Genomic DNA, 25,495 nt, shown 5'->3' with positions numbered 1-25,495 from the left:
TTTGCCACCAAAGGTGAATTTGCAAGGAGAGAGAATTTTGGATCAAGAATTACGCGCACAGGTGTCGCTCTGGTTGACCCACTTCGGCATAGATAGTCCCTCGGACGGGGTATCTACCGGCGTCATGGTCTTTGCCTGTCTGTTGATCGCCTTCATAGGCTATGTGGTGGTGAAACGCGGCGTGGTGAGCACAATGAACATAGTGATCCAGCGCTCTAAGGTGCGTTGGGACGACATCTTCATGCAGCATAGGGTGCTGGAGAAGCTGGCCAAGCTAGTGCCTGCCTTGATCCTCAACATCTTGCTGCCGTTGGCCTTGGTGGAGCATCCTCTGCTCAGCAGCCTGGCGGACAGATTGCTGGATGTGGCGATAGTGATCCTCTTCGTGCGCGCCGTCTACAGCGTGCTGGATGCGGGTAACGAGATCGCCGATGTCAACCAGATCAGCCGCCGTCTGCCGATCAAGAGTTTCGTGCAGCTGCTCAAGCTGTTTATGTTCTTCGTCGCCATCATCATCTCGATCTCTGTGCTGGCGGAGCAGTCGCCGGTCTACTTCCTCAGCGGCCTGGGTGTCGCCACGGGTCTGGTGATGTTGGTGTTCAAAGACACTATCTTGGGGTTCGTGGCCGGTATTCAGCTGGCGGCCAACCGCATGGTCAGCCCGGGTGATTGGATCCAGATGGATAAGTACGGCGCCGACGGTGCGGTGGAGGAGGTCTCGCTGACCACGGTCAAGGTGCAGAACTGGGACAAGACAATCACTATGATCCCCGCCTACGCCCTGGTGTCCGACGCCTTCAAGAACTGGCGCGGCATGTCAGAGTCGGGCGGCAGGCGCATCAAGCGGGCGGTGAATATCGATATCGATTCCATCGCCTTTCTCAGTGACGAACAGCTTAAACGCCTGGGTAAGATCAACCTGCTCAAGGATTATCTGGCCCGCAAAGAGGCGGAGATCGCCGAGTTCAACGCCAAGATTCAGGATGGTGACATGCCGGTGAATAGCCGTAACCTCACCAATGTGGGCACCTTCAGGGCCTATCTGCTGGAATATATGCGTAAGCACCCTAAGGTGCATCAGGAGATGACACTACTGGTGCGTCAGCTGGCGCCGACCACAGAGGGGTTACCCATAGAGATCTATATCTTCACCAATGATACCCGTTGGGCGTTTTACGAGGATATTCAGGCGGATATCTTCGACCATATCTACGCGATTCTGCCGCAGTTTAACCTGCGGGCCTTCCAGGCACCGACCGGCGCCGATGTGCGTAGTCTTAAGGGTTAGTCTCGGGTGACCAGTATGGCGGCCAGGGTGAGAAATACGCCGCCACTGGTGCGGTCGAACCAATGCAGACGGTTGCTGGCCCTGAGCTTTGGGGCCAACACATTGGCCATGCTGGCGTAGATCATCACGAAGCTGAAATCCACCAGGGCCCAGGTGAGCGCCAGTATGGCGAGCTGTGGTCCCTGGGGCGCCGTGATATCGATAAACTGTGGAAACAGGGCGCCGAAGAAGAGCAGATCCTTTGGATTGCTTATCCCCACCAGAAAGGCCTCTTTAAACATCTGCTTAGGCGTGCCCTTACCCTTGATGTGTTGCAGGTCCAGCCCCTGGGCACTGGCCTTGGTCAGTATCAGCTTGATCCCCAGATAGATAAGGTAGGCCGCGCCGCAATACTTAAGCAGGGTAAAGCCATACTCTGTGGCGCTCAGCAGCGCGCCCAGGCCGGCGGCTGAGGCAAACATCAACAAGAGGGCCGAGCTGACGCTACCCAGTGCGGTGGCCAGGCTGCGCACCTTGCCGAAATGGATCCCATGACTCATGGACAGCACCGCCATGGTGCCGGGAGAGATGGCGATAAGCAGGATCGCCGCCAGGTAGAGTAGCCAGGTATCTAAGTTCATCTGAAAATTGTATACAAAATGCCGATGGCCGCACTATAACCAGTGCGACCCGATTTGGCAATCTGTTAGGCAGTCTTAGGCGTGGTAGTCGGGGATGGCCTTGGCATGGCGGCCCTTGATGGTGCGGTAGAAGTCGAGGATCTGCGCCATCTCCTTGTCGATATCGCCGGTGACGCTTATCGCCTCGGGGATCACCACTCGCTTACCGGCAAAATCCAGCGCGACAGTGACTATGGGCACCTGCGCCTTGGTGGCAATATGGTAGAAGCCTGTCTTCCAACGTTTCACCGGGCTGCGGGTACCTTCCGGTGCCAGGGCCAGCTTGAAATTAGGGTCTTGCTGAAACAGTTGCGCCGCGGCGTCTACCAGGTTGTTGTTCTTGCGGCGATCCACCGGAGTGCCGCCTATGGCGCGGAATAGCCAGCCCCAGGGGGGAATAAACAGCTGATGCTTGCCGAGGAAGTGGATCTTCTGCCCTAGGGCTCCCCTGGCCAATACGCCGACGATGAAGTCCCAGTTGCTGGTATGGGGGCCGACGATGGCGATATATTGAGGCGCAGCAGGAAGGCTGCCATCTATGGTCCAGCCGCTGAGTTTGAGGATAGCTTTACACAAAGATTGAAACATAAATTAGGCTCTACTGAATCGGTCTAACGAGGCATTTTTATAGAGAAGATAATGCCTTAGTGAACATTTATTATATAATACAACTAATATTTCCCTCTGGAGAGGATGATGCATAAAAAAGGATGGATTTTACTGCTCCTGCTGCTGGGACTCCCGGTGCAGGCGGTACCGACGGACGATATCGCCAATATCCTGCGGGATCAGGAGGCGGCCTGGAATCGCGGCGATCTGGATGCCTATATGCAAGGCTACTGGCAGAGTGACAAGATGCGTTTCGTCTCGGGCAATAAATTCCGCTATGGTTGGGCCGAGACGCTGGCGGCCTACAAGAAGAACTATCCCGATAAGGCGACCCTGGGGCAGCTCAAGTTCACCATAGAAGAGACCAAGATGCTGAGCAACTATGCCGCCATCGTCGTGGGCCGCTGGCAGCTGACTCGGGTGAAAGACAAGCCCAACGGCGTATTTACCCTCTTGGTGGAGAAGATAGATGACAAGTGGGTGATCACGCACGATCACTCGTCGGACTAGGCCGTTTTAGGCGACTCGCTGTCCACTCCGGCCCCTTGTTCGGGGCCAGTCTCAAACTTAAACACCTGCCTGCCCAGGTTTCTCCCCTTACCATCGTACCTGACCTCGACAAACTCACACCTGCCCTGACTGTCTCGCAGCAGGATGGAGGTAGAGCGGGTGCCATATTCCGGATGTTTGATATAGATGGAGGAGAGTAGCCGCTCCCACTCCAGGGCCACGCCGGTTTGCGGCAGATCCGCATCGGGTGCCTGTCGCTCATCTGTCATTATGGTTAGCAGGGCCTGAATATCTATCTCGCCGCTTCGACCGATCTCCTGCTCTAACGCCTGGGTCCCCTTGGCCATCTTGGGCCAGATATCGTCGAGGGCGCCGTTGCTGATGGCATGAAAGCCAGGTGACAGCGGCTTCACCGTCTTGCTGACGCTGTGGTAGCAGTAGAGCTCCAAGTCTTTCCCGAACAGCAGGTTGAAGGGGTTGTAGTGTTGGCTGTGCTCCCTGAGCCAGCCCGTGGTCATGGTCTGGGACTGGGTCAGCGCCTTGATCACCAGATCGCCCCGGCTGTGGCGATTGGCCTCGTGCAGCTCGGGGGCGCGAATGTTGGTGAGTGCGGCGATCTCGCCCAGGCGATTCACCCCGAGCCAGCTGCCACCTGCCTCGAGATCTTTGCCCGCCAGCAGCCTATTCTCCGGCGGCCAGAAGTGGGCCGGCTCCGTTGGTCTGTGATGAAACTCGTCCCGATTGGCACAGAGGATTAGTGGATACTTTGGATGTACCTCGAGGGCGACGAAGAGAATGCACATGGATGGCTCCAGAGGGGACGTTTGTTTCTAACTTAGCCCCCCGTGGCGAGAAAAGCTATCCCCTAACTCCTAGTGCTGGCCGTGCTCATGTTCGTGGTGATGTGTGTGCTTGTGCTCATGGCTGTGCTTGTGTTCATGACCGTTAGCAGGTTCATGGCTGTGGTCATGACTATTCGTATGCGCATGGCTGTGATCATGAGCCTTAGGCTTCCACAACATGATGCGGGCCATAAACTTTCGCGGCCCAAGTCGTAGCAGGCTGGCGGCAAACAGCATGGCGACCAGTGCCAGACTCAGCTGGTTGATCGTCTCGGGCAGGCTGAGCAGCCGACTCCACTCAGGGATCAACCAGTGGGTGCCCAGCAGGCAGAGGCCGATCACCCCTGTGAGCGCCAGACGCTGGGTCCAGTCCATCATTTTCAGCTGTGCCAGGTTAAAGACGGGGGCCGCCAGCAACACCAGCATCACGGCTTCCATGGTCCAGCCGCTGTAGGCCAGTGCCAGCGCCAATACCGCGCCACCGAGATTACAGAAACGCATCGGCAGAAGCAGCAGGAGCAATACGCCAACCTGCACCAGAGGAGAGGTGAGGGGCACAGACGGGTGGCCGATAAGGTTGGCCAGCACCAGGCTGAGGATGATCCAGGGGGCGCTGCGATCCACCAGGTGGGCGAAGCCGAAGCGCCAGGCCGACCCCGGTAGTCCATGATGTGGATCTGTGGGTTCGACTCGGGTCATGGTGAGTAAGATCCCCACCAATGTCAGACCGATCAGCTGGATAAATGCCAGGCTAGGCCCAAGCAGCAGCAGGGTGATCACCAGAGCCTCTGGCCCCGCCAGGCGTTGCAGCCAGCGCTGGCTCAGGCGTTCATGGTGAGGCGACAGGCCAAACAGGTAGCGCATCGCCGCCAGGCTATAGCTCAGCAGGAGTACTGGCGCCAGGGTCAGCAGCCAGTCCAGCAGTTGCTCGCTGCTGTGGCTGTGTTCGTGATGGTCGTGGCCACCGGAGTCGAACGCCAGCAGCACAAACAGCAGGGCAATACCCAGCAGGCTGCCTATGCCTGCCTGATATTCATACTTGCCCTGTTTGTCGTCTATGGTGTGACCATGGGGCTGATGCAGCACCACGTGTAGAATCGAGCCAGTGACGAAGGCCTGCAGATAGACGGTGTTGTCCAGGCTTAGCTGCGCTAGCAGCTGCTCGCCAGCGAAATAGCCCACGCCAGTCAGCAGCATCATGCCGCCCAATACAATAGATGCCCAGCGACTACCGACCTGAGGCTTGAGCAGCCACCAGATCGCCAGCCCCACAGGCAGACGATGCAGAATCACGCCAAGAGCCAACAGGCTGGAGTTACCGTCCTGCTGGGCCAGCACCATGGCGCCGCCATCGGTGAGGGTATGTAGCAGGAGTCCGCCTATGCCGAGTGTCAGGGTCAGGTTATGGGTGACCTCTGAGTAGCGGTGAAAAAGGCGCTCGCTCAGGGTCGGGCCCCAGAGGCCGACGACAACAAACAGCAGGGAGAGGAAACCGCCGTGCTCCAGGAGCTCGGGCAGAATATGGATCAGCACCAGGCCGCCAAGGGACACGAAGATGAAACCATCCAAGCCTTTTTGCAGACCTGTCCCTGTCGTAAAGAAACGATAGAAGAGCGGGCCTAACAGGAGTGCAATACAACTGGCGACGAGATAGTACATATAAGTGTTAACAAGGGAGCCTAGAAAGCCAGCTAGTATATCAGTCTTATGTCTGCCAATCGAACAATTAACCCGAGGGGAAAAAGAATTTACATGGCGCGCGCCCGATGGCGCCCCCGAGGACGGCGGAAAAACCTTGGAAGAGTGTCGATTTTGTTATCTTAGCTACTGATTAATATTGTCATTAAGTTATACAATATAGGTTCAACTTTTGACGAATATTGAGTTATGGACATCTTTTCTGCTGCGGTAATGTTGTTTTTGATCATGGACCCCCTGGGGAACTTACCCATTTTCGCCTCGATTCTTCGTCATATCGAACCTAAGAAGCGGCGCAAGGTGTTGGTGCGGGAGCTGATCTTCGCGCTGATCATCATGCTGCTCTTCCTGTTTGCCGGCGAGGCGATTCTCAGCTTTCTTAACCTGAGATCTGAGTCGGTCAGTATCGCCGGCGGCATCATACTCTTTCTTATCGCCATTCGGATGATCTTCCCCCAGCCAGGCGGCGTGGTGGGGCTGGCGGCTGGTGAAGAGCCCTTTATCGTGCCTATGGCGATCCCCCTGATGGCTGGTCCATCTGTGTTGGCGGCGCTGATTCTGCTGGCCCATACCGACAGCTCGCGCATGATGGATTGGACCATTGCCTTGTTTGCTGCCTGGGTGGCCAGCGCCGTAATACTGCTCTTCTATAAGCTGTTTACCAAACTTCTGGGTGAGAAGGGCCTGACTGCGGTGGAGCGCCTGATGGGCATGGTGCTGGTGATGATCTCGGTGCAGATGTTCCTCGACGGCGTGGCTAAATATATCGCTCACGCCGCATAAGGGGCATGGGCGCTTGCCGTAATGGTCGGCGCCTTCACTCTTTTGACCTGAACAGTCGCGATTTATCCTTTGCCTTAAGGCCGTAACAGCTGTTTGAAGGTAAGAGATCTCCTTGCATCTGGCAAGCGACTCTGGAATGATTTGGATATTGTATTCAATTAAATCTTGAGTGACCCCATGACGCGTCTGCCTGCACTATCTGTTCGCCGCCTCCTGCTGCTTTCTCTGTCTCTTCTCTGCTCTCAGCCCTCTGTTTCTGCGGCGCAGGCCAGCGAATATCGGGATCTGCTTAATTATCGGGGAACCCCAAATAATATGGAGCAGCGGGATCCACAGGGTAACCTGACGATTCCCGCCGTCTACATGGACCAGGGCGCCTGGCATGGCTTTCATCTGCCGGACTCGTCCGCCTACTATGGTGGCTTCACCGGGCCACTGTTTATCGCCCAGGAGTACAGTCTGCATCTAAGCGATAGTCTGCAGAAACTGCAGCTGTTTTCCGGGGAGTCTGGTCAGAGTGTGGATCTGTCCAAGGCGGAGCAGGTTGAGATCTACAGCGAGCCCTGGGGGCTGGTGCAGCGCTTTCGTTTCAAGGATCTTGAGCTCTCCACCACCTTGGAATATAGCGATAATCGCACCGCCATCGTCTCGACCAGGTTACTTAATCTGAGCGATAAGCCTGGCTCCTGGCGCCTGAGTTGGTCGGGCAGTCCCTTCGCCACTCATCCCAAACTGAAACAGTATCGCTTGGTCGACAAGCGAGTGCTGACCGATGACGCCGTCACCTGGCAGTTTACCCCCATAGATCAGACCTGGCAGATGCAGCTGGACGATGCCAGCTATCGGCTTCAGTTTGAGCAGGCGGTAACCCTATCAACAGAGGGCCCTCAGGGCTATCGCGCCGACAGTGGGCTGTTGACCCTGGCACCAGGGGAGGCGGTGGTGCTACGCGCCGCCCACCAGTATTTTCATACTCAAGTCGAGGCCAGGCATGCGGCTAAGCTTGACTGGCCTACAGTGACAGCGAAGCTTGCGGCCAATCAATCTCGTTGGCAACAGCGGCTGGATAAGCTAGTACGCGGTGGCGAGCTACCGGCTAGACGTCTGGCCGCCAAGGCCATGGTGACCCTGCTGCACAACTGGCGTAGCCCAGCGGGCGCCCTGCTGCATGACGCCGTCACCCCGTCTGTGACCTATAAGTGGTTCAACGGGGTCTGGGCCTGGGACAGCTGGAAACAGGCGGTGGCGCTGGCGCAGTTCGATGTGGCGCTGGCCGAGTCGAACGTGCTGGCGATGTTTGACTATCAGTTTGATGCCAAGGACCCGCTGCGCCCCGAGGATGCGGGCAACCTGCCAGACGCCATCTTCTATAACCCAGATGCCAGCCGCGGCGGCAAGGGGGGCAACTGGAATGAGCGTAACGGCAAGCCACCATTGGCGGCCTGGGCCGTATGGCAGATCTACCAGCAGAGCCAGGATAAGGCGTTGATTACCAGACTCTACCCTAAGCTGGTTGCCTACCATGAATGGTGGTATCGCAATCGAGACCATAACCACAACGGCCTTGCGGAATATGGAGCCAATCGTCATCCCCGCCATGGCGAGCCGGGTAAGCCGGACAGTGAGGCGGTGATCGAGGCGGCGGCCTGGGAGTCTGGCATGGACAATGCGCCGCGCTTCGACATGGGCGATGGGCTCCAGGTGCTAGAAAATTATGATGCTAAGGGGCGACTGCTGGGTTACTCCATCTCCCAAGAGCCTGTGGATCTCAACAGTTATCTGTATGCAGAGAAGGGCTATCTGGCGCAGATGGCCGAGTTACTGGGCTTAGATAGCGAGGCGGCGGTTTGGCGTGCGCAGGCGGCTCGCCTTGGACAGCTGATCCGCAGCGAGTTTTTCGATGAGCAGAGTGGCTTCTTCTACGACAGACGCTTAGCGGGTGAGCGCTCACATCTGATGATCGCCCAGGGCAAGGGGGTTGAGGGCTGGCTGCCGCTGTGGTCCGGCGCCGCCAGTCAGGCTCAGGCGGAGCGGATGATCGCCACTCAGCTTAACGCTTCGAACTTCGGGACTAAGCTGCCCTTTCCCACGGTGAGCGCCGACAATTCGGCCTTTGCCCCGCGGCGTTACTGGCGCGGTCCCGTCTGGCTGGATCAGGCGCTGTTTGGCCTGCAGGGAGTCTCCCGTTATGGTCACGACGAGCTGGCGCGGCGCCTCGCCACTCGGCTGGTGAATGAAGCCGAAGGTGTACTGGGTGATAGCCCCATTCGGGAAAACTATGATCCCCTGACCGGGGACGGGCTGCACTGCACCAACTTTAGCTGGTCCGCCTCTGTGCTGCTGCTCATCTATCGCAGCTGGCTCAGCACTGATTGAGGCAGAGATAAGAGGAAAGCGTGGCATGGCGATTGGCCGCGCTTCTCGCTATTTAGCCGCTGACCTATACCTCTTTAGTGAAAAATAGCACTTTTACTCTACTCTACAGGGAAAAATACTGTTAATGTCTTGTAGTGGACCTTGGGTGTTGTTGTTACGTTTGCCGCTAAGTGGGCGTTAACACCCGTCTGGCCGAGTCACCGGCCGCTTAACTCACGCGTTTTTGTGTCGATTTTTATTGGCAATCTAAATGCCTATAGCGATGAGTTAGCCCCCTTCCCAAGTCCCCACTAAAATTATCTAAGTTAGGCAGCCTTAGGGTCACCCAGCGGGGAAGGCGTTCCGTTTGGGGATAAATACAGGCACAAGGAATTTTTAGCATGAAGAGACAGTATTATGCCGGTGCGTTGTCCGCATTGAGCCTCTCCCTCCTGCTGATTGGCGCGTCGGCAAATGCCGCCCCGATCACCATGAAGGAAGTGACTGGCGTGGCCGACGCCGGGGTGATTAACGAGCAGCAGATCCTCTATTGGCTGGTGAAGCGTGGTGAGTTGGCCAGTGATGCCAGCGAGGCGGAGAAGCGCGCCGCGATTAAGGCCTACACCCAGAGAGCCAAGGGCTATCAGGAAAAAGGCGGTCAGGTTCAGGCCAAGCTGGAATCTCAGCAGAGTATGCGTCAGAAGGCCCAGCAGAAGGCGCGGGTGATGTCCTTCGTGACGCCCCAGGCCGACGCAGATGTGACTAAGACGGTGAAGGTATTGGGTGTGCTGATCGACTTTCCCGATCTGCCCCACGACAACAACCGCCTGACAGCCGCCGATACGCCCATGTATTACTCGAGCTACCCTGTCGCCCACTATCAGGATCTCATGTTCTCGACGACCGGCTTTGCCGGACCTCAGGGGCAGAACCTGTTGACCGGGTATCAATACTATCAGGCAGAATCTGGCGGAAGCTTCTATTTCACCGGTAAGGTCTACGGCTGGTATACCGCCAACCAAAACGCGGCCTATTACGGGCAGAATGACCCCAACAACGACGATGACGACAAGGCGGTGCCCGAGCTGGTGAAAGAGGCGGTGACCCAGGCGCTGGCCAGCATGACGCCCAGCGAAATCGCCTCGTTCGACGTGGAAGACCCTTACGATCTCGATGGCGACGGCAACCTCAATGAGGCCGACGGCGACATAGACCATGTGATGCTGTTTCACTCCAGCATAGGCGAAGAGGCCGGTGGTGGCGTCTTGGGTGATGATGCCATCTGGTCGCACAGATACTTTGTCTACGAGGGCAATTCGCCTGGCTATGAGATCCCTGGCACGGGCAAGAAGGTGTTTGGTTACACGGTTCAGCCCATAGATGCGGCCGCCGGTGTGGTCGCCCATGAATTTGGCCACGATCTAGGCCTGCCTGACGAGTACGACACCAGCAACAGCGGCGACGGTTCGCCCGTGGGCTCCTGGTCTATCATGTCCGGCGGTAGCTGGACCGGGGATATCCCTGGCAGCCAGCCAACAGGCTTTAGCCCCTATGCTCGCTCTTACCTGCAAAACAAGTATAAGGGCAAGTGGATCAACGAGACTCAGGTGGATCTGGCCTCCATCCCGACGGGTGGTCAGGAGGTACAGCTGGCTGAGGCCGTCAATGCCAACCTGGTGAACCTGATCTCTATTCCTTTGCCTTCGGACAATATTCCCTTCAAGCAGCCCTATGCCGGCAGCTATCAGTACTATTCGGGTCAGGGTAACCTGCTGAGCACTGCGGCCTCCTTTAGCCTGGATTTTCCGGCGAGCAGCAGCCTGACGCTGAAGATGAAGGCGCACTGGAACATAGAGACAGATTATGATTATGTGCAGGTGAAGGTGGGCGATGTGGCCTTAGCCGGTAATCACACCAAGGCCAGCAACATCATCAATAATGCCAAGAACATCATCACGGGTAAGTCTTCTGATGTGGCGGGTGCCGAAGGCGCAGATTCTTGGGTGGAGCTAAGCTTCGACCTCAGTGCCTATGCGGGCAGCAGCGATCGTCAGATCAGCATCGTCTACTTCACCGATGAGGCGGTGGGCGACTATGGTTTCGTGTTCGATGAGCTTAAGGTGCTCGACGGTGAGTCGGTTATCTACAGCGACGGCGCCGAGGAGCCAAATACCATGGCACTCAACGGTGGCTTTGCCCGAATCGATAACACCCGTCCGGGCAAGCCGCGCCGCTACCTGGTGCAGCTGCGCAGCTACAACGGCGTCGATGCCGGATTGAAGAGTCATGCCTACGAGCCGGGTGTCTTGCTCTGGCTGGAGAACTTCAACGAGTCCGACAACAACTCCAGCAAGCATCCAGGCAGTGGCCTTATTGGCGTAGTCGATGCCGATCAGGTGCTTATCGGCACCAATGGCACGGCGACCCAGATCCGCGATGCCACCTTTAGCCTGTATAACCAATCCACCTATTTTGGTGATGACCATCTGGTGGGCAACAGCCTGTTTGATGACAGCCAGGACTATAGTGCGCCACTCAAGCCGCAGGCGGGCATCATACTGCCTGAGCTAGGCCTGACCATGGAGGTGGTTACCCAGAGCCAGGATTCCAGCAGCGCCAAGGTACGCTTCGAGTATTCGGGCACTGTGACGCCTCCGCCAGCGCCTGGGGCATTGAGCGCCTCTATCGCTAAGACACAAGAGGGTGCGAGCGTCAGCTTCAGCGCCAACGTGACAGGCGGCGACGGCAGCTATCAGTATGCCTGGAACTTCGGTGTCAGCGGCGCTGCTAGCACCCTGGCGGCGCCAACCTATGTGTATCAGACCTCGGGAAGCTATCAAGTCACTCTGACGGTGACAGATGGCGCCGGTGAGTCGGTCACGGCCAACACTCAGGTGACGGTCGTTATCCAACCGGTGGCGGATTTCAGTTATAAGGCCAGCGATCTGACGGTGACCTTTAGCAACCTGTCCAATCAAGGGGTTGGCTCGCTGAGTTATGGCTGGAACTTCGGCGATGGGCAGACGAGCACGGCCGCCTCGCCGACACACACCTATGGCGCGGCGGGTAGCTATACAGTGACTTTGACTGTGACCGATGAGGCCAATAATCAGGCGAACAAGAGCCTGACGCTGACGGTGACCGCTCCCGTGGTGCAGCCGCCGGTGGTCGAGACCAAGCAGGATTCGGGTGGTGGTAGTCTGGGTTGGATCAGCCTGTCATTGCTGATGCTCCTGGGACTGCGCCGCAGAAGCTAAACAAAAAACGCCTCATTAAGAGGCGTTTTTTTATGGCAGCCGGTCGATGAGCTGGCGAGCCTTGGGCAGGAAGATCTCGCTGACGATCAGCTGCTGGTCTCCATGGCTGAAGTAGCGTCTGCGGCCCCACAAGGGATGGTGACTCTCCTGCTCGAGCGAATCGATCAGTTTGGCGAGGGAGTCGCAGGCGGTAAACTCGCCGACCTCTATCTTGCCCGGGGTGAAATCGCCACTGGTGAACAGCAGCTCGCCCAAGGGCCGGGTGCCCAGCGAGAGGAAGTTATCCTGGGCGCTGTCCATCATGGCGCCGGGCACGAGTGTGCGGGCAAATACCCAAGGTATTCCATCGAGACAGAGCAGCACTTCTCTAATCCAGGCTTGCCCTTGGTGGGGCAATTCGCCCGGGAAGGGAGGCAACATGGCCTCGCCTAACACCTTGACCTCAAATTGATTGCAGTGAGACTTGAGTTTTTGGGTTAAACTACCGGAAGCTAACAGCCACTCCCTGAAAGGGCTCGGTGGCAGCTGGGGAATTTGATCCGGTGAATGCCATTGAATGGATTCACCATAGGGGAAGCTTAACCTGGTCACACTCATTAAATTCTCGGTACAATACTCAAAAACGTCAGCAGTTTATCATGACGAGGCTTTGATGTCGGTAATTAAAGCCTTGAGTACTAAAGCATCTAAGTATTGGTGCCGTTAAATAAGGTATCGTCTGGCTAGAAAGCGAGTGTTGACCATCAAATCATGAACGGAGTATTCGTCTAATATGAAAAAGTTTGCGCTGCTGTGCCTCATGCTAGTGACCAGTGTACTGAGCCTGGGGGCATACGCCGAAGAGGAAGAGGTGGTCGATACCTACGCCTATTACGGTTTCGAGCCCGATATTGTGACTAACTATATCTCCAATCGTAAGAAGCTGGGCTTTGTGAAGATCAGTGTCGAACTCATGGTGAAGGTGCCGGAAGATCTGATCGTATTGGAACATCACGACCCGCTGCTGCGCGCCGCCATCATAGAGATCTTAGGGGCGCAGACCGAAGATAAGGTGAAGTCTCTGACCGGCAAGGAGGAGATCCGCCGCGAGTGCTACGATACCCTGAATCGTTTGCTGGAGCAGGAGATAGGCAAGCCGCTTATCGTCAACCTGCTGTTTACTAAATACCTGTACGATTAATGTGTTATGGGCTGCATGCAGAGCGTGCAGCCAGGATCCCCCTGATGACCCCGTCTCGAAAGCCTGCGCGTCCCGGCGCCAAGAAAGTTGTTTCTCAAGAGCCGTCTGCTAAGGCCTCAAGGCCAAAGCCTTCGTCTCAATCTAAATCAAAAGCTCAGCCAAAAGCTAAGCCAAAAGCTAAGCCAGAATCGAAACCACAAGCAAAACTACAAGCCAAGTCTAAGCCAGCTGAGGGCAAGACCCAGGGGGCGAGCAAGGGGTTGCACCCTCGCAACCTGCATGGGCAGGGCTATGACTTCGAGGCGCTGATAGATACCACACCGGAGCTAAAGCCTTTCGTGCGTCCCAATCCCTATGGCAACCTGTCAATCGACTTTGCCGATCCCAAGGCGGTGAAGCTGCTTAACCTGGCGCTGCTCAAGCTGCATTATGGATTAAGCTATTGGGATATTCCCGAGGGTTTTCTCTGCCCGCCTATCCCGGGTCGTGTGGACTACCTGCATTATCTGGCGGATCTGCTGGCCGAATCGACTCCCGCGAGCAAGGGGGGTAAGCGCAAGCTGCCTAATGTGACGAGAGCGCCCAAGGGGGAGCGAGTGGTCGCCCTAGATATCGGCACAGGCGCCAATGGCATCTATCCACTGCTGGGACATCAGGTCTACGGTTGGCGCTTCGTGGCAAGTGATATCGACCCGGTGTCCCTTAAGAATGTCGAGCGGATCATAGCAAACAACCCACAGCTGGCGGGTAAGCTGAGCCTACGCCTGCAGTCAGATTCGAAACAGATCTTTACCGGTATTATCAGGGCTGAGGACAGGTTCGATCTGACCCTGTGCAATCCGCCTTTTCATGCCTCGCTGGCGGAGGCGAGCAGAGGTAGCGAGCGTAAGCTGAAGAATCTGGCGGCCAACAAGCGAGCCAAGGGACATGAAGTCACGAAGGGTCAGGAGAAGCTCAACTTCGGCGGCCAGAAGGCTGAGCTCTGGTGTGAAGGGGGCGAACTCGCTTTTCTTAGCCAGATGATCCGCGAGAGCCGGGAGTTCGGCTCGCAGTGCCTCTGGTTTACTTCCTTGGTGTCGAAGAAGGAAAACCTCAAACCCTGCTATCGTCTGCTGGAACAGGTGGGCGCCAAGCGGGTAGAGACCCTTGAGATGACCCAAGGTAATAAGCTGACTCGAGTGCTGGCCTGGACCTTCCTAACCCAGGAGCAGCATAGTCTCTGGGGCCAGTATCGGGTTTAGTCGGGCCCTGCGCTAGTTTGCTTAGTACTTCCAGAAGTTAGGGTGGAAGAGCACCGCCACCGTCAGGATCTCCAGACGCCCCAGCAGCATGCCGATGGCCAGTGACCACTTGGCGATGTCTGGCAGGCTGGAGAAGTTCCCCGCCGGGCCGATCACTGGCCCAAGCCCTGGGCCCACATTGGTCACCGCAGTGACTGCGCCGGTAAAGCTGGTGGTCGGGTCGAGTCCGGTAGACACCAAGATCACCGACAAGAGCACTATCACCAGCATAAACAGCAGGATGAAGGTGACCAGGGAGCGCACGATATCTTCTGTGATGGGGCGTCCGTTGTAGCGCTCCTTGAAGATACCGTTAGGGTGGAACTGTTGCTTCAGCTGCTCACGCATGATGGCAATGGCGATCTGGAAACGGAAGATCTTTATTCCCCCAGAGGTAGAACCCGAACAGCTGCCGGCAAACATCAGGAAGAGGAAGGCCACGTTGGCCACCGCGCCCCAGGAGGTGTAGTCGGTGAGGCCGTAGCCTGTGGTTGTCACCACCGAGACCACGTTAAAGCTGGCCAGACGCAGGGCGTCGGCCGCCGTCATATCGTGTCCATGCCATAGCCAGAAGGCCAGGCTGCAGGAGACGAATGCCAGGAAGATGAGGTAGCCCTTCACCTGGGCGTCGTTCCAGATCCGCAGCGAACGCTGGGACAGGCTGTGAACAAACATCAACAGGGGTAAGCCGCCGGCTGCCATGAAAATGGTGCCGACCCAGTGGGCGGGCTTAGAGAAGGCCGCCATGGAGCTGTCTGAGGTGGAATAGCCGCCGGTGGAGAGTGTGGTCATGGCATGGTTGATCGCCTGAAACCAGGTCATCCCCGCCAGGTGGTAGGCCACACCGCAGCAGACCGTCAGTATGATGTAGACATAGAAGAGGTGCTTGGCCATATCTTGGGTGCGAGGCACCGCCTTATCGCTCCAGTCCGAAGACTCGGTGCGAAACAGCCGCATACCCCCCACGTTGAGAAACGGCAGAATGGCCACCGCCATCACTATAAAGCCGATTCCCCCAAGCCATTGCAACAGCGAGCGCCAGATCAGAATACTGTGATCCATGGTATCCAGGCCGGACAGCACGGTAGAGCCCGTTGTAGTGATCCCCGACATGGTCTCGAAGAAGGCGTCTGTGTAGTTGATGCCGTGATAGAGGGTGAAGGGCATGGCCGCAAACAGGCTAACGATAAACCAAGTCAGGCTGGTGAGCAGAAACATATCGCGGATATTGAGGCGGATGTTTTCACTCTGTCCCTGATGCATACAGGCGCTGGCGCAGGTGCCTGTGATCAGCGAGGCGATCATGAAGGCGCCCACCGTCTCCTCACCATAGAGTAGGGCGAAGAGCAGCGGAAAAAACATAAAGGCGGTCAGGGTCGACAGGAACACGCCTAAGATAAAGAGTAGCGGCCGAAAATTTAGCATCGCGATTTAAGTCTTGGCTTCTTGAGTAGCTTAGAAGAAGAATGCACTAGGCTGGAACAGCTTTTCAACTTCACCGATAAATTTCTTGTTCACCAGGAACAAGATCACATGGTCGCCCTGCTCGATGACCGTCTTATCGTGGGCCATTAGCACCTCGTCGTCGCGGACGATGGCGCCTATGGTGGTACCGGGTGGCAACTTGATCTCGCTGATCTGCTTGCCCACCACCTTGGAGGTGCTGGGATCGCCGTGGGCGATGGCTTCGATTGCCTCGGCGGCGCCGCGTCTCAGCGAGTAGACGTTACAGATATCCCCCTGACGAATATGGGTTAACAGCGCCGAGATGGTCGCCTGTTGCGGCGAGATGGCGATATCGATATTTGCTTCTTGGACGATATCAACATAGGCTTCACGCTGGATTAGCACCATCACCTTCTTGGCGCCCATACGCTTGGCCAGCAGGGCGGCCATGATGTTGGCCTCGTCGTCGTTGGTGACCGCGATAAATACGTCGGTCTGGTCGATATGCTCCTCGAGCAGCAGCTCCTGATCTGAAGCGTCACCGCAGAATACCGTGGTATTTTCCAGCTTCTCAGACAGCGCCTCTGCGCGATCCGGTCTGTGCTCGATCAGCTTGACCGCATGATTACGCTGTAGCTGCTTGGCCAGTCCCAGGCCTATGTTACCGCCGCCGGCGATCATGATATTGCGGTAGGAGTTGTCCAGCTTCTGCATCTCACTCATCACGGCGCGCACATGGCGACTGTCGGCGACGAAGAATACCTCGTCGTCCGCCTCAATGATGGTGGTACCCCTTGGCATGATGGGACGGCCCTGTCTGAAGATGGCTGCCACACGGGTGTCGATGTTTGGCATGTGCTCGCGCAGGGCTGCCAGGGCGTTACCCACTAGCGGGCCACCATAATAGGCGCGTACCGCCACCAGGCTTAGGCGTCCCTCGGCAAACTCCAGCACCTGCAGGGCACCTGGATATTCCACCAGACGACGTATGTAGGAGGTAACCAGCTGCTCGGGGGCGATCAACTCGTCTATGATGAAGCCACCACGAGGTCGGTTCTCGCTCTGCTTGGTCTCGCTGTCGATAAACAGCTTGTCCCGTAGCGCCAGATACTGCTCCGAGCGGATACGGGCGATCTTGGTGGGGGTACCATAGAGGGAGAAGGCGATCTGGCAGGCCGCCATGTTGCATTCGTCGCTATTGGTCACGGCAATTAACATATCGGCATCTTCGGCCCCCGCGTCCTTAAGGACACCTGGGTGGGCACCATGGCCCAGCACTACCCGCAAGTCATACTTGTCTTGCAGCGAGCGCAGCCGGTCGCGGTCATTGTCGACTATGGTGATGTCGTTGTTTTCACCAACCAGGTTTTCGGCTAATGTGCCGCCGACCTGACCCGCACCTAATATGATAATTTTCATAGCCTAACGTTATCCCTTAACCAAGCGAGCGTAGTAAAACCCATCCATATTGTCTTGGCCCGGCGTGATTTGCCAGCCAATGTCATCGCTGTTTTGTTGTTGTGCGATAGGAACCAGGGTTGCGTCTTGGGTTCTCGCTAAGAAAGCCGCGATCTGCTCGGCGTTCTCTTGCGGTAAAATTGAGCATGTAGCATACAGGAGTGTGCCACCGGGTTTAAGCCACTGCCAGCAATGATCCAAAATTTGTGACTGTAATGTGGCTAGCTCTTCGATATCGGCCTGCTTTCGTAGCCATTTGATGTCCGGGTGACGGCGGATCACGCCGGTGGCCGAACAAGGTGCGTCCAGCAGGATGCGATCGAACTTATCGCCCTGCCACCAGGTGTCTATCTTGGCGGCGTCACCATGTACTAGCTTGGCCTTAAGGCTTAATCTGTCGAGGTTCTGCTGCACCCGCTCCAAGCGCTTGGCGTCGAAGTCGACCGCCACCAGATCTATGCTTGGCTGACTCTCCAGCAGATGGCAGCTCTTGCCACCGGGGGCGGCGCAGGCATCGAGAATCAGTTCATTTGCTTCGGGTGCCAACAGGCTGGCGGCCCATTGCGCCGCGCCATCTTGCACCGAGGCGGCGCCATCGGCAAAACTAGGAAGCAGGCCGACATCTTTCGGGCTATCTAAGAGTATGGCGTCGTCGCTCGTACCCGGTGTCGCCGCTATCTCCTGCTCGTCGAGTAGCGCCAGATATTGCTCTCGGGTCTGGGACAACTGATTGTTGCGCAGCCACATGGGTGGACGTTGATGGCTCTGGGCGATCACCTCTTGCCAGCTGTCTGGGTAGGCGGCCTTGAGGCGTTTGATCAACCAAGCTGGGGTGTTAAAGGCCAGGGTCTCGTTATCCTCGGGCAGCGGCTTCTGGTTGCGCTGCAAGTTGCGCAGCACGCCGTTGACCACCTTGACCAATCCCTCGAATTTGAGCTGGCGACAGGCCTCGGCGGTTTCCGAGATCGCCGCATGGCCGGGGATACGGGTGAAATGGAGCTGATAACATCCCACGAGTAGCAGCTGATGTACGATGCGCTGCTTGCCCTTGAGTGGCTTGCTCATGCAGTCGCTCACCAGTTTATCGAGCTGGGGAAGGTGACGCATCACGCCATAGCAGAGTTCGGCCAGCAGGGCCTTGTCTTTCCCGCTGGTGAGTCTTTGCTGCTGTTCGGGCAGGGCCACGGACAGTGAGACCCCTTTCTCTAATACCTGGAAGACGACTCTGGCCGCGAGGGCTCGCAGGTTCTTCATGCCTGCGCCTCATCTGCTGGGGTGACGCCTTGTAGTTGGGTGCCCGGGGTAAACCAGTCGCCGCGGGCGTTAAGCACGTCGGCCACCGCCATGGCTTTCTTGCCCGGCAGCTGAATGGTTTCGAGTACCAGCGCGCCTTCGCCGGTGGCGACCGCTATGCCCTGCTTGTCGGCGCGGATGATGGTGCCTGGGGCCTGTTTGGCCGTCTCGATTGACACGCTGGCTTGCCATACCTTGATCGCCGCATCCTGATGGGGGAAGTGGCTCGCGGGCCATGGGTTGAAGGCGCGAACTTCACGCCAAAGCTGCTGCGCCGGTTTGCGCCAGTCGAGCTGCGCCTCCTCTTTGCTGAGCTTCTCGGCGTAGTTGGCCAGGGCTTCATCCTGTGGCTCAGGCGTTAGGCTGCCTTCGGCGAGGCCTTTTAGTGCCTGGATCAGGGCGCTAGGTCCCTGCTCGGCCAGCTTCTCATACAGGCTGGCAGAGGTGTCGCTGTCTTCGATTGGCAGATGGGTCTTGAGCAGCATGTCGCCGGTATCCAGACCTATATCCATCTGCATTATGGTGACGCCGGTTGCCGCGTCGCCGGCCCACAGGGCGCGCTGAATCGGCGCTGCGCCACGCCAGCGAGGCAGGATGGAACCATGCACATTGATGCAACCCAGTCTTGGGGTGTCCAGTACTACCTGAGGCAAGATCAGACCATAGGCGACCACCACCATGATGTCGGCGCCGAGAGCGGCGAGCTCTGCCTGGGCGTCTTCGTTTCTCAGGCTCACGGGTTGGTAGACTGGGATATCATGCTCCAGTGCCAAGGCCTTGACCGGGCTGGCCTGTAGCTTCTTACCGCGGCCCGCGGGTCTGTCCGGTTGGGAGTAAACTCCGATAACCTGGTGCTCTGAATCGATTAAGGCTTGTAGATGGCGGGCGGCAAAGTCTGGCGTACCCGCAAAGAGTATCTTGAGTGGTTTCAAATGAGGCTTATCCTTGTTTGGCTTCGAGGCGCGCGGCTTTTTCGAGTTTCTGTTTGATACGCTGACGCTTGAGGGGCGAGAGGTAATCGACAAACAGTTTGCCATTGAGGTGATCAAGCTCATGTTGCAGACAGATGGCGAACAGGCCATCAGCCTCTAAAGTGAACTCGTTGCCATCTCTGTCCAGCGCCTTGATGGTGACAAACTCGGCGCGATCGACCTTGGCGTAGATGCCGGGCACGGAGAGGCAGCCCTCTTCGTTGCAAAAATCGCCACTTTTTTCGATTATCTCTAAATTAATGAAAACCTTAGGGCGTTCTACGTCATCTTGCAGGTCCATAACGATCAACTGATGATGATAATCTACCTGGGTCGCCGCCAGACCAATTCCCTTCTCTTCATACATGGTTTCGAACATATTATCGATTTGTGTCTGAAGCTCAGCGTTAAATTCTGTAATGGGCTTCGCAATCGTGCGTAAGCGCTCATCGGGAAAGCGTAAAACTTTTAGTAAACTCATACATAAACTCTTAACAAGTCTGTCAAATTCGAGACAGTTGGTTATACTGACTTAGGCTAATGGGTTAATTTTAATCCTTAGTGGCATTCAATAACAGTAAAAGCTCTATATAAAGGGCAAACAGCATGGATACCCCCATGAAACGACTAATTTTACTCGGTTTAATGATTTTTAGTAGTTCGTTTGTTGTCGCGGATACCTTGACATTGAAGTCTGGCCATCCCGATTCGTATGTGGTGAAGAAAGGGGATACCCTTTGGGACATCTCAGCCCAATTTCTCAAGGATCCCTGGCGCTGGCCTAAGCTCTGGGGCGCTAACCCACAGATCGCCAACCCTCACCTTATCTATCCCGGAGACAGACTGACCCTGGTCTTTATCGACGGTGAACCCAGATTGGTGGTCAAGCCTCATATTCGTAAGAGTCCCGAAGGACGTGTCCTGCCTAAAGGCGGCGCAATTCCTGCCGTGGATCTCAGCCTGATTCAGCCTTATCTGGTGCAAAACCGAGTCGTCGATGGCGAATGGTTCGATGAGCAGCCTATGGTTATGGGGGGCGAGAGCGAGTCTAAGCACCATGTGACTGACGATGTTATCTATGTTCAAGGGGAACTGACTCTTGGTGACAAGTTTGGTGTCTATGCCAAGGGACGCCAGTTTGAAGATGCCGAATCTGGCGATGATCTGGGGCTGGAGGTGATTCTGACCGCCAGTGGCCGTGTCATAGAGTCGGGCCCAGTGTCTAAGGTGCGTTTGCTGAGCAATATGCGCGAGACCAAGGCGGGTTATCGTGTGCTGCCTATCGAAGATGATTCGCTGATGTCAGCGTACTTCATGCCTAAGGCGGCGACGACGCCTGGTAAGGTGCTCGCCTCAGATAAAGATATGCGCGAAATGGGTAAGCTGGATGTGGTCTATATCGACCGTGGTAGCCAAGACGGTGTCGAGACTGGCCATGTTTTCTCCATCTTCCGCGATGGCGCCGAGGTGGTGATCGATGGTGACGGCAAGCCGGTACAACCTAAGGATCGCAGCACCTATGAGGAATTTCTGGCCAGTATTTCGTCTGATAACGCCACCAAGATGCCAGATATCTATCGCGGTAAGCTGATGGTATTCAAGGTGTTCGACCGTGTCAGCTTGGGGCTTATTCTGATCAACGAGAAGCCTGTGCGCGTCCATGACAAGTTGCTGCAACCGGACACCCTGTTAGCGAGCGAATAGTGCCATCGACGACAAGCTGGTCGACTGGCTAGTTGTTTCTGCTGTACCCGGGTTAGGACCGGCCCGGGTAAAACAATTATTAAACTACATGGATGTAGCAGAGCTCAGGCAAAGGCTGGAGCATGAACCCGATGCCTTACCCCTGCCTGAGCGCCTATTGACGGCTAAGCTGTCCCCCGATTTTTCTTTGGTCGAACAGGCGTTAGCTTGGCAAGACGCCGCGCCTCACCATCATATTCTCTGTCCCCAAGATACTCTCTATCCAAGTCTGCTACTGCAGATCAACGACCCGCCGCCGATTCTCTTTGCCAAAGGCGATCCTAACGCCTTGGTGCATCCCTGTATCGCCATGGTGGGTAGCCGCGCCGCGTCTCAGTCGGGATTAGCCGCAAGCTATCAACTGGCCCAGGAACTCGCCGCGGCCAAGGTTGCGGTGACCAGCGGCATGGCGGCCGGCATCGACGGCGCGGCCCATCAGGGGGTGTTAGATGCCGATGGCGTGACCCTGGCCGTGTTGGGCACAGGCATAGAGGTCGTCTATCCCAAGCGTCACAAACCCATCTACGAGAAGATCCAGCAGAGAGGCTGTGTGCTCAGCGAGTTCTGGCCCCAGATAAAACCCTATGCGGGCAATTTTCCTAAGCGTAATCGCATCATCAGCGGACTGTCGCTGGGCGTGCTCGTGGTGGAGGCGGCGCGAAAGAGTGGCTCGTTGATCACCGCGAGATTGGCGCTGGAGCAGGGCCGCGAGGTGTTTGCCGTGCCGGGCAATATCCTGGCGGGGGATCATCAGGGCTGTCATGATTTGTTACGAGATGGTGCTAAATTGGTGGAGTGCGCCGCCGATATTATCGAAGAGGTTGCAGCTTTATCAAAATTTCACCTTGAAGAGTTGCATCGTCGTCACCATATAGGGGAGGAGTTAGCTTCTGATTTGCCATTTGCCTCACTGTTAGCTAGTGTAGGCTATGAGGCCACACCATTAGATGTGGTGGTCGAGCATAGTGGAAAAACGATAGAGCTAGTATTAGAGCAGTTGCTTGAACTTGAACTACAAGGTTGGGTTTCAGCTGTACCCGGTGGTTATATAAGACTTAAGAGGAGCTAGCCATGTTCGATATCCTCATGTATCTATTCGAAAACTATGTGCACAGTGAGGTCGAGTTACTGGTCGATGAAGACGAGTTGACCCAAGAACTGACACGCGCTGGTTTTCATCAATCGGCGATTATCAAGGCCTTGTCCTGGTTAGAACACCTGGCATCGCTACAAGAAAGTGATCAACCCTACCTATGTAATCATGATCAACACTCCTTCCGTATCTATACTCAGGCCGAGATGGAAAAGTTAGATGTCGAGTGTCGTGGTTTCCTGCTCTTCTTAGAACAGATCAAGGTGCTCAATGTCGAGCTGCGCGAGATGGTGATCGATCGCGTGATGGAGCTGGACGAGCCTGCGCTGATCCTGGAAGATCTTAAGTGGGTGATCCTCATGGTGTTGTTTAATGTGCCGGGCAATGAGTCCGCCTATGAGCAGATGGAGGATCTGATCTTCGAGCAACCCGATGGTCGGCTACATTCCTAATTGACTCGATTCGGATTTAAAAGAAAGGAGGCCTGAGCCTCCTTTTTTAATGCTTGATTAAAAATGTTGATGGGCCCCATCTAATTTGAGGTGACTCGGCATCAGATAATCGCGATAGGCGTAGCGATTAAGCTTATTTATCTTGGGCGCCTTATCTGTGTCATGCTCCTCAAATTGGGCAACCTGTTCGGTTAGCCAGTTTGAAAAAGCACTTTGCTGCTCTGTGAGTTCATCGAGCAGCTTCTCATAGCCCTCAAAATAATCTGTCTTCAGGTAATGGCTTAGACGTACCAATTCCTTGGGATGATGCTCGGCCAGAAAGCGGATCGCCATGTAACTCCACTTATAGGTTCTGTCTAGACCGTCCTTATATTCGGTGGCGAAGATAGTCTTGAGATCCGGCGCCTCATCGAATTTAGCCTTGATGACCTTTAAGGTCGATGGATTGTCATTGCCCTTGGAGACGTACTCGGCCAACCCTTCCGACCACCACACCAGCTTGCGCGGGAAATGGCCGAAGCCGCCATATTTCACGAAGCGGCCGTCGAGATAGTGCACATATTCATGATTCAGGTTCCAGATGGCAAACTCAGGCGCGATCCAAAACTGTCGATAGGCGAAGAAGCTGGCCTGATTATCGGGATTTGACGGCGTGCCTTCGATATACATGCCGCCGTTATCCGTGCCTATGTCGAACAGCAGTTGGCCGTAGGCGTTGTATTGGCTCCAATTCTTGAAGGCCACTACCTGCAGCGCGTCATTGTTATCGTTGGCGGTCGGCTGATGCTGAGTCTCGAGCAGTCGATGAAAATTGGCCTCCTGTGAGGTGAGCTTAGTGCAGCTGATACTCAGTTCATCTGGGGTGAGATCTTGCGCCAGGATATACAGGCTATCCGAACATTGATGGCGTATGGGTAAGACTTGCGACAGCTCGGGTATCTGACAGACACTGCTGCGGGCCTTGCAGGCCTCCAGACCGGCGAAGGCGTTCACATGATAGCCCAAGGTATAGGTGGTCTTGGCGGCCTCGCCACGCTGGGCGACATCCTGCTCGGCGAGTCTTACCATGGCATCGTCCAGTGCCTGTTCTGCCGGAGTGATCTTGCCCTCTTCGCCGCTGGGGAGTGCCAGGCGGTAGAGGCCCAGTGCCCAATAGGCATTGGCTCTCGGCCAATCTTGCTGACCATGCAGGCTTTGTACTGAGGCGGCAAAGTCGAGCAGGGGCTTATTCAGTTCGGCGGCGATCAACTGCTTATTGAGTGCGCCCTCAGGCTGTTTGCGTGCGACATTGAGCAGCATGCCATAGGCTCTCAGTGTCTCCCACAGGGCATAATCTGCTGCCTGACTAGGCGCTTGCTTTGCGGCATGTTGTAGTTGCCGATTCAGTAGGGGGAGCAAGCTAGCAAGCTGCTGGGCGCGCTGGTCATTGACTTTGTCATCTTTGTCATCAACTCCATAGTAACGATACAGGGTTACCGCGAAGTGTTCTTGTAATCTGGGCGCCTGAGCGATCAACTGACTATTACCAAGTCGGCTTAAGGCATCTGTCAGAGTGGTATATTCGGTATCGGTCAGCTTATCCATGGGGCCGAAATAGCTAAAGGCCCTTAGGTAATAGAGCAGGGCGTCTAGGCTCGCCTCATCCTGGCTCTGCATGATGGCTTGTAGTGCCTTATCTAAGCTGGCGGTATCGAGAAAGGGGTGGTCATGGCTGAAGAGCTGCTGTGACGGTAAGGCGCTTAGCTCATTGATAAAGATCGAGTCTATCTGTCTTGGGGTTGGGGTTATCTGTCCTGGTGCAGTGACGCTGCAGCCCACCAAGAGGCTGGGGCCGATGAGCAAGAGGGCGCAGAGGGATTGACGCAACATAGGGTCTCCTTGTTATTTTGCATACAATATACTTCAGTCCCAAAAAGAAGACTAGCTATAAATTAAGTGCACATTCGATTCCCAAGGCGCTGTAGAGCTTGGTAAAATAGCTAGAGTCACCGGCTGTCGAGAAAACCATGTCTAAGATAGATGATCAACTGTTTAGTTCACACGAGCATGCACTGGAGAAAGAGTATGAACTCTGCCCTAAGTGTGGTTGTGAGCTGTCGGTGAAAAACAGTAAACATGGTGGATTCATCGGTTGCAACAACTATCCCAGCTGTGACTACACCCGGCCCCTGGTGCATCACGAGTCGATCGAGTCTCAGGTGATCGAAGGCTCAGAGTGCCCAGAATGTGGCGCCGAGCTGGCAGTAAAGTCGGGTCGTTTCGGTATCTTCATCGGCTGTACCCGCTATCCTGACTGTAAGCATATCGAGAAGCAGGATCAGGAAGACCCCGCCGAGGCCGTCACCTGTCCCAGCTGTCATAAAGGGGTGATGGAGCATAGAACCAGCCGTTTCGGTAAAAGCTTCTACGCCTGTAGTGCCTATCCTAAGTGTAAGTTCTTGGTGAATTATCCGCCCGTGCAGGAAACCTGCCCCGATTGCGGCTTCGGTATCTTAGTCGAGCGCAAGGGCGCCGCCGGTATGCGCCTGGAATGTCCGCAAAAGAGTTGTAAGTACAAGCGCCCGCTATAGGGCCTGTT

At 55.9% G+C, this 25,495-nt stretch carries 22 protein-coding genes; 11 read left to right on the top strand and 11 right to left on the bottom strand.

The window, feature by feature from the left end; genetic code table 11:
- The first annotated feature begins 37 nt into the window (after window positions 1-37).
- Complete coding sequence (locus K0J45_RS19240) at window positions 38-1,288, top strand: mechanosensitive ion channel family protein (RefSeq protein WP_220043727.1); 1,251 nt, start codon at window positions 38-40, stop codon at window positions 1,286-1,288.
- Here K0J45_RS19240 and K0J45_RS19235 read toward each other — a convergent pair.
- Window positions 1,285-1,908 (bottom strand): LysE family translocator, encoded by a 624-nt coding sequence (locus tag K0J45_RS19235; RefSeq protein ID WP_144204137.1) that lies wholly within the window; start codon window positions 1,906-1,908, stop codon window positions 1,285-1,287. The genes K0J45_RS19240 and K0J45_RS19235 overlap by 4 nt on opposite strands.
- 75 nt (window positions 1,909-1,983) lie before the next feature.
- Complete coding sequence (locus K0J45_RS19230) at window positions 1,984-2,535, bottom strand: lysophospholipid acyltransferase family protein (protein WP_220043726.1); 552 nt, start codon at window positions 2,533-2,535, stop codon at window positions 1,984-1,986.
- Window positions 2,536-2,643: 108 nt separating this feature from the next.
- Here K0J45_RS19230 and K0J45_RS19225 point away from each other — a divergent pair, with 108 nt between their 5' ends.
- Window positions 2,644-3,066, top strand: coding sequence for a YybH family protein (locus tag K0J45_RS19225; protein WP_011867543.1), 423 nt, complete (start codon window positions 2,644-2,646; stop codon window positions 3,064-3,066).
- Here K0J45_RS19225 and K0J45_RS19220 read toward each other — a convergent pair.
- Entirely contained in the window at window positions 3,063-3,869 is an 807-nt protein-coding gene (locus K0J45_RS19220) for an NRDE family protein (RefSeq protein WP_220043725.1), read from the bottom strand. The genes K0J45_RS19225 and K0J45_RS19220 overlap by 4 nt on opposite strands.
- Window positions 3,870-3,938: 69 nt before the next feature.
- Window positions 3,939-5,567 (bottom strand): ZIP family metal transporter, encoded by a 1,629-nt coding sequence (locus K0J45_RS19215; RefSeq protein ID WP_220043724.1) that lies wholly within the window; start codon window positions 5,565-5,567, stop codon window positions 3,939-3,941.
- A gap of 228 nt (window positions 5,568-5,795) precedes the next feature.
- Between K0J45_RS19215 and K0J45_RS19210 the strand changes: the two genes are divergently transcribed.
- The 3 genes from K0J45_RS19210 (at window position 5,796) to K0J45_RS19200 (ending at window position 12,001) form a co-directional block, all read left to right on the top strand.
- The gene (locus K0J45_RS19210; protein ID WP_144204141.1) at window positions 5,796-6,389 is read left to right on the top strand and encodes a YhgN family NAAT transporter; all 594 of its coding nucleotides are present in this window, start codon (window positions 5,796-5,798) and stop codon (window positions 6,387-6,389) included.
- Between the two features lie 177 nt (window positions 6,390-6,566).
- Window positions 6,567-8,765, top strand: a complete 2,199-nt coding sequence (locus tag K0J45_RS19205) for an MGH1-like glycoside hydrolase domain-containing protein (protein ID WP_220043723.1) — start codon at window positions 6,567-6,569, stop codon at window positions 8,763-8,765.
- A 380-nt stretch (window positions 8,766-9,145) separates the two neighbouring features.
- The gene (locus K0J45_RS19200) at window positions 9,146-12,001 is read left to right on the top strand and encodes an immune inhibitor A domain-containing protein (RefSeq protein WP_220043722.1); all 2,856 of its coding nucleotides are present in this window, start codon (window positions 9,146-9,148) and stop codon (window positions 11,999-12,001) included.
- 30 nt (window positions 12,002-12,031) lie between these two features.
- Here the strand turns inward: K0J45_RS19200 and K0J45_RS19195 are convergent, their stop codons facing one another.
- Window positions 12,032-12,598, bottom strand: coding sequence for a chorismate--pyruvate lyase family protein (locus K0J45_RS19195; protein ID WP_220043721.1), 567 nt, complete (start codon window positions 12,596-12,598; stop codon window positions 12,032-12,034).
- A gap of 175 nt (window positions 12,599-12,773) precedes the next feature.
- Here K0J45_RS19195 and K0J45_RS19190 point away from each other — a divergent pair, with 175 nt between their 5' ends.
- Together K0J45_RS19190 and rlmF are read left to right on the top strand one after the other, a co-directional pair.
- A complete protein-coding gene (locus K0J45_RS19190; RefSeq protein ID WP_011867536.1) occupies window positions 12,774-13,181 on the top strand; it encodes a flagellar basal body-associated protein FliL in 408 nt (135 codons plus the stop codon).
- A 44-nt stretch (window positions 13,182-13,225) separates the two neighbouring features.
- Complete coding sequence (rlmF, locus tag K0J45_RS19185) at window positions 13,226-14,422, top strand: 23S rRNA (adenine(1618)-N(6))-methyltransferase RlmF (RefSeq protein ID WP_220043720.1); 1,197 nt, start codon at window positions 13,226-13,228, stop codon at window positions 14,420-14,422.
- A gap of 21 nt (window positions 14,423-14,443) precedes the next feature.
- Here the strand turns inward: rlmF and K0J45_RS19180 are convergent, their stop codons facing one another.
- Genes K0J45_RS19180 through def form a run of 5 tightly spaced genes read right to left on the bottom strand, consistent with a single transcriptional unit; the run spans window position 14,444 to window position 20,110 of the window.
- On the bottom strand, window positions 14,444-15,886 hold the full coding sequence (locus K0J45_RS19180; RefSeq protein ID WP_220043719.1) for a TrkH family potassium uptake protein: 1,443 nt from the start codon (window positions 15,884-15,886) through the stop codon (window positions 14,444-14,446).
- Window positions 15,887-15,916: 30 nt separating this feature from the next.
- Complete coding sequence (gene trkA / locus K0J45_RS19175) at window positions 15,917-17,326, bottom strand: Trk system potassium transporter TrkA (RefSeq protein ID WP_011867533.1); 1,410 nt, start codon at window positions 17,324-17,326, stop codon at window positions 15,917-15,919.
- A gap of 9 nt (window positions 17,327-17,335) precedes the next feature.
- Window positions 17,336-18,619 carry a 16S rRNA (cytosine(967)-C(5))-methyltransferase RsmB gene (rsmB, locus tag K0J45_RS19170; RefSeq protein WP_220043718.1) on the bottom strand — a complete coding sequence of 428 codons (1,284 nt, stop codon included), beginning with the start codon at window positions 18,617-18,619 and terminating at the stop codon, window positions 17,336-17,338.
- On the bottom strand, window positions 18,616-19,590 hold the full coding sequence (fmt, locus tag K0J45_RS19165; RefSeq protein ID WP_220043717.1) for a methionyl-tRNA formyltransferase: 975 nt from the start codon (window positions 19,588-19,590) through the stop codon (window positions 18,616-18,618). The genes rsmB and fmt overlap by 4 nt, the downstream gene beginning before the upstream one ends.
- 7 nt (window positions 19,591-19,597) lie before the next feature.
- Window positions 19,598-20,110, bottom strand: a complete 513-nt coding sequence (gene def, locus K0J45_RS19160; RefSeq protein WP_011867530.1) for a peptide deformylase — start codon at window positions 20,108-20,110, stop codon at window positions 19,598-19,600.
- A gap of 125 nt (window positions 20,111-20,235) precedes the next feature.
- Here def and K0J45_RS19155 point away from each other — a divergent pair, with 125 nt between their 5' ends.
- The 3 genes from K0J45_RS19155 (at window position 20,236) to K0J45_RS19145 (ending at window position 22,917) form a co-directional block, all read left to right on the top strand.
- Complete coding sequence (locus tag K0J45_RS19155; RefSeq protein WP_220043716.1) at window positions 20,236-21,333, top strand: LysM peptidoglycan-binding domain-containing protein; 1,098 nt, start codon at window positions 20,236-20,238, stop codon at window positions 21,331-21,333.
- Window positions 21,334-21,421: 88 nt separating this feature from the next.
- Window positions 21,422-22,441, top strand: a complete 1,020-nt coding sequence (gene dprA / locus K0J45_RS19150) for a DNA-processing protein DprA (protein WP_220043715.1) — start codon at window positions 21,422-21,424, stop codon at window positions 22,439-22,441.
- Between the two features lie 2 nt (window positions 22,442-22,443).
- Entirely contained in the window at window positions 22,444-22,917 is a 474-nt protein-coding gene (locus tag K0J45_RS19145; RefSeq protein ID WP_011867527.1) for a DUF494 family protein, read from the top strand.
- 57 nt (window positions 22,918-22,974) lie between these two features.
- Here K0J45_RS19145 and K0J45_RS19140 read toward each other — a convergent pair whose 3' ends face one another.
- Window positions 22,975-24,786, bottom strand: coding sequence for a collagenase (locus tag K0J45_RS19140; RefSeq protein ID WP_220043714.1), 1,812 nt, complete (start codon window positions 24,784-24,786; stop codon window positions 22,975-22,977).
- Between the two features lie 137 nt (window positions 24,787-24,923).
- Between K0J45_RS19140 and K0J45_RS19135 the strand changes: the two genes are divergently transcribed.
- On the top strand, window positions 24,924-25,487 hold the full coding sequence (locus K0J45_RS19135) for a DNA topoisomerase family protein (protein ID WP_220043713.1): 564 nt from the start codon (window positions 24,924-24,926) through the stop codon (window positions 25,485-25,487).
- Window positions 25,488-25,495: the final 8 nt, after the last annotated feature.

This window comes from Shewanella alkalitolerans (assembly GCF_019457575.1).
In the GTDB taxonomy this organism is placed as follows: Bacteria; Pseudomonadota; Gammaproteobacteria; order Enterobacterales; family Shewanellaceae; genus Shewanella; species Shewanella loihica.
The sequence above is the reverse complement of the archived record's forward strand: the minus strand, read 5'-3'. Positions and strand labels throughout refer to the sequence as shown.

Excerpts from the sequence above, each read along its gene's own strand:
- K0J45_RS19220 (WP_220043725.1), bottom strand. The coding sequence starts at position 3,869 with ATGTGCATTCTCTTCGTCGCCCTCGAGGTACATCCAAAGTATCCACTA.
- trkA (WP_011867533.1), bottom strand. The coding sequence starts at position 17,326 with ATGAAAATTATCATATTAGGTGCGGGTCAGGTCGGCGGCACATTAGCC.
- K0J45_RS19155 (WP_220043716.1), top strand. The coding sequence starts at position 20,236 with ATGGATACCCCCATGAAACGACTAATTTTACTCGGTTTAATGATTTTT.
- K0J45_RS19235 (WP_144204137.1), bottom strand. The coding sequence starts at position 1,908 with ATGAACTTAGATACCTGGCTACTCTACCTGGCGGCGATCCTGCTTATC.
- rlmF (WP_220043720.1), top strand. The coding sequence starts at position 13,226 with ATGACCCCGTCTCGAAAGCCTGCGCGTCCCGGCGCCAAGAAAGTTGTT.
- def (WP_011867530.1), bottom strand. The coding sequence starts at position 20,110 with ATGAGTTTACTAAAAGTTTTACGCTTTCCCGATGAGCGCTTACGCACG.
- rsmB (WP_220043718.1), bottom strand. The coding sequence starts at position 18,619 with ATGAAGAACCTGCGAGCCCTCGCGGCCAGAGTCGTCTTCCAGGTATTA.
- K0J45_RS19200 (WP_220043722.1), top strand. The coding sequence starts at position 9,146 with ATGAAGAGACAGTATTATGCCGGTGCGTTGTCCGCATTGAGCCTCTCC.
- K0J45_RS19225 (WP_011867543.1), top strand. The coding sequence starts at position 2,644 with ATGCATAAAAAAGGATGGATTTTACTGCTCCTGCTGCTGGGACTCCCG.
- K0J45_RS19210 (WP_144204141.1), top strand. The coding sequence starts at position 5,796 with ATGGACATCTTTTCTGCTGCGGTAATGTTGTTTTTGATCATGGACCCC.
- K0J45_RS19135 (WP_220043713.1), top strand. The coding sequence starts at position 24,924 with ATGTCTAAGATAGATGATCAACTGTTTAGTTCACACGAGCATGCACTG.
- K0J45_RS19230 (WP_220043726.1), bottom strand. The coding sequence starts at position 2,535 with ATGTTTCAATCTTTGTGTAAAGCTATCCTCAAACTCAGCGGCTGGACC.
- dprA (WP_220043715.1), top strand. The coding sequence starts at position 21,422 with ATGGATGTAGCAGAGCTCAGGCAAAGGCTGGAGCATGAACCCGATGCC.
- K0J45_RS19180 (WP_220043719.1), bottom strand. The coding sequence starts at position 15,886 with ATGCTAAATTTTCGGCCGCTACTCTTTATCTTAGGCGTGTTCCTGTCG.
- K0J45_RS19205 (WP_220043723.1), top strand. The coding sequence starts at position 6,567 with ATGACGCGTCTGCCTGCACTATCTGTTCGCCGCCTCCTGCTGCTTTCT.
- K0J45_RS19145 (WP_011867527.1), top strand. The coding sequence starts at position 22,444 with ATGTTCGATATCCTCATGTATCTATTCGAAAACTATGTGCACAGTGAG.
- K0J45_RS19190 (WP_011867536.1), top strand. The coding sequence starts at position 12,774 with ATGAAAAAGTTTGCGCTGCTGTGCCTCATGCTAGTGACCAGTGTACTG.
- K0J45_RS19140 (WP_220043714.1), bottom strand. The coding sequence starts at position 24,786 with ATGTTGCGTCAATCCCTCTGCGCCCTCTTGCTCATCGGCCCCAGCCTC.
- K0J45_RS19215 (WP_220043724.1), bottom strand. The coding sequence starts at position 5,567 with ATGTACTATCTCGTCGCCAGTTGTATTGCACTCCTGTTAGGCCCGCTC.
- K0J45_RS19195 (WP_220043721.1), bottom strand. The coding sequence starts at position 12,598 with ATGAGTGTGACCAGGTTAAGCTTCCCCTATGGTGAATCCATTCAATGG.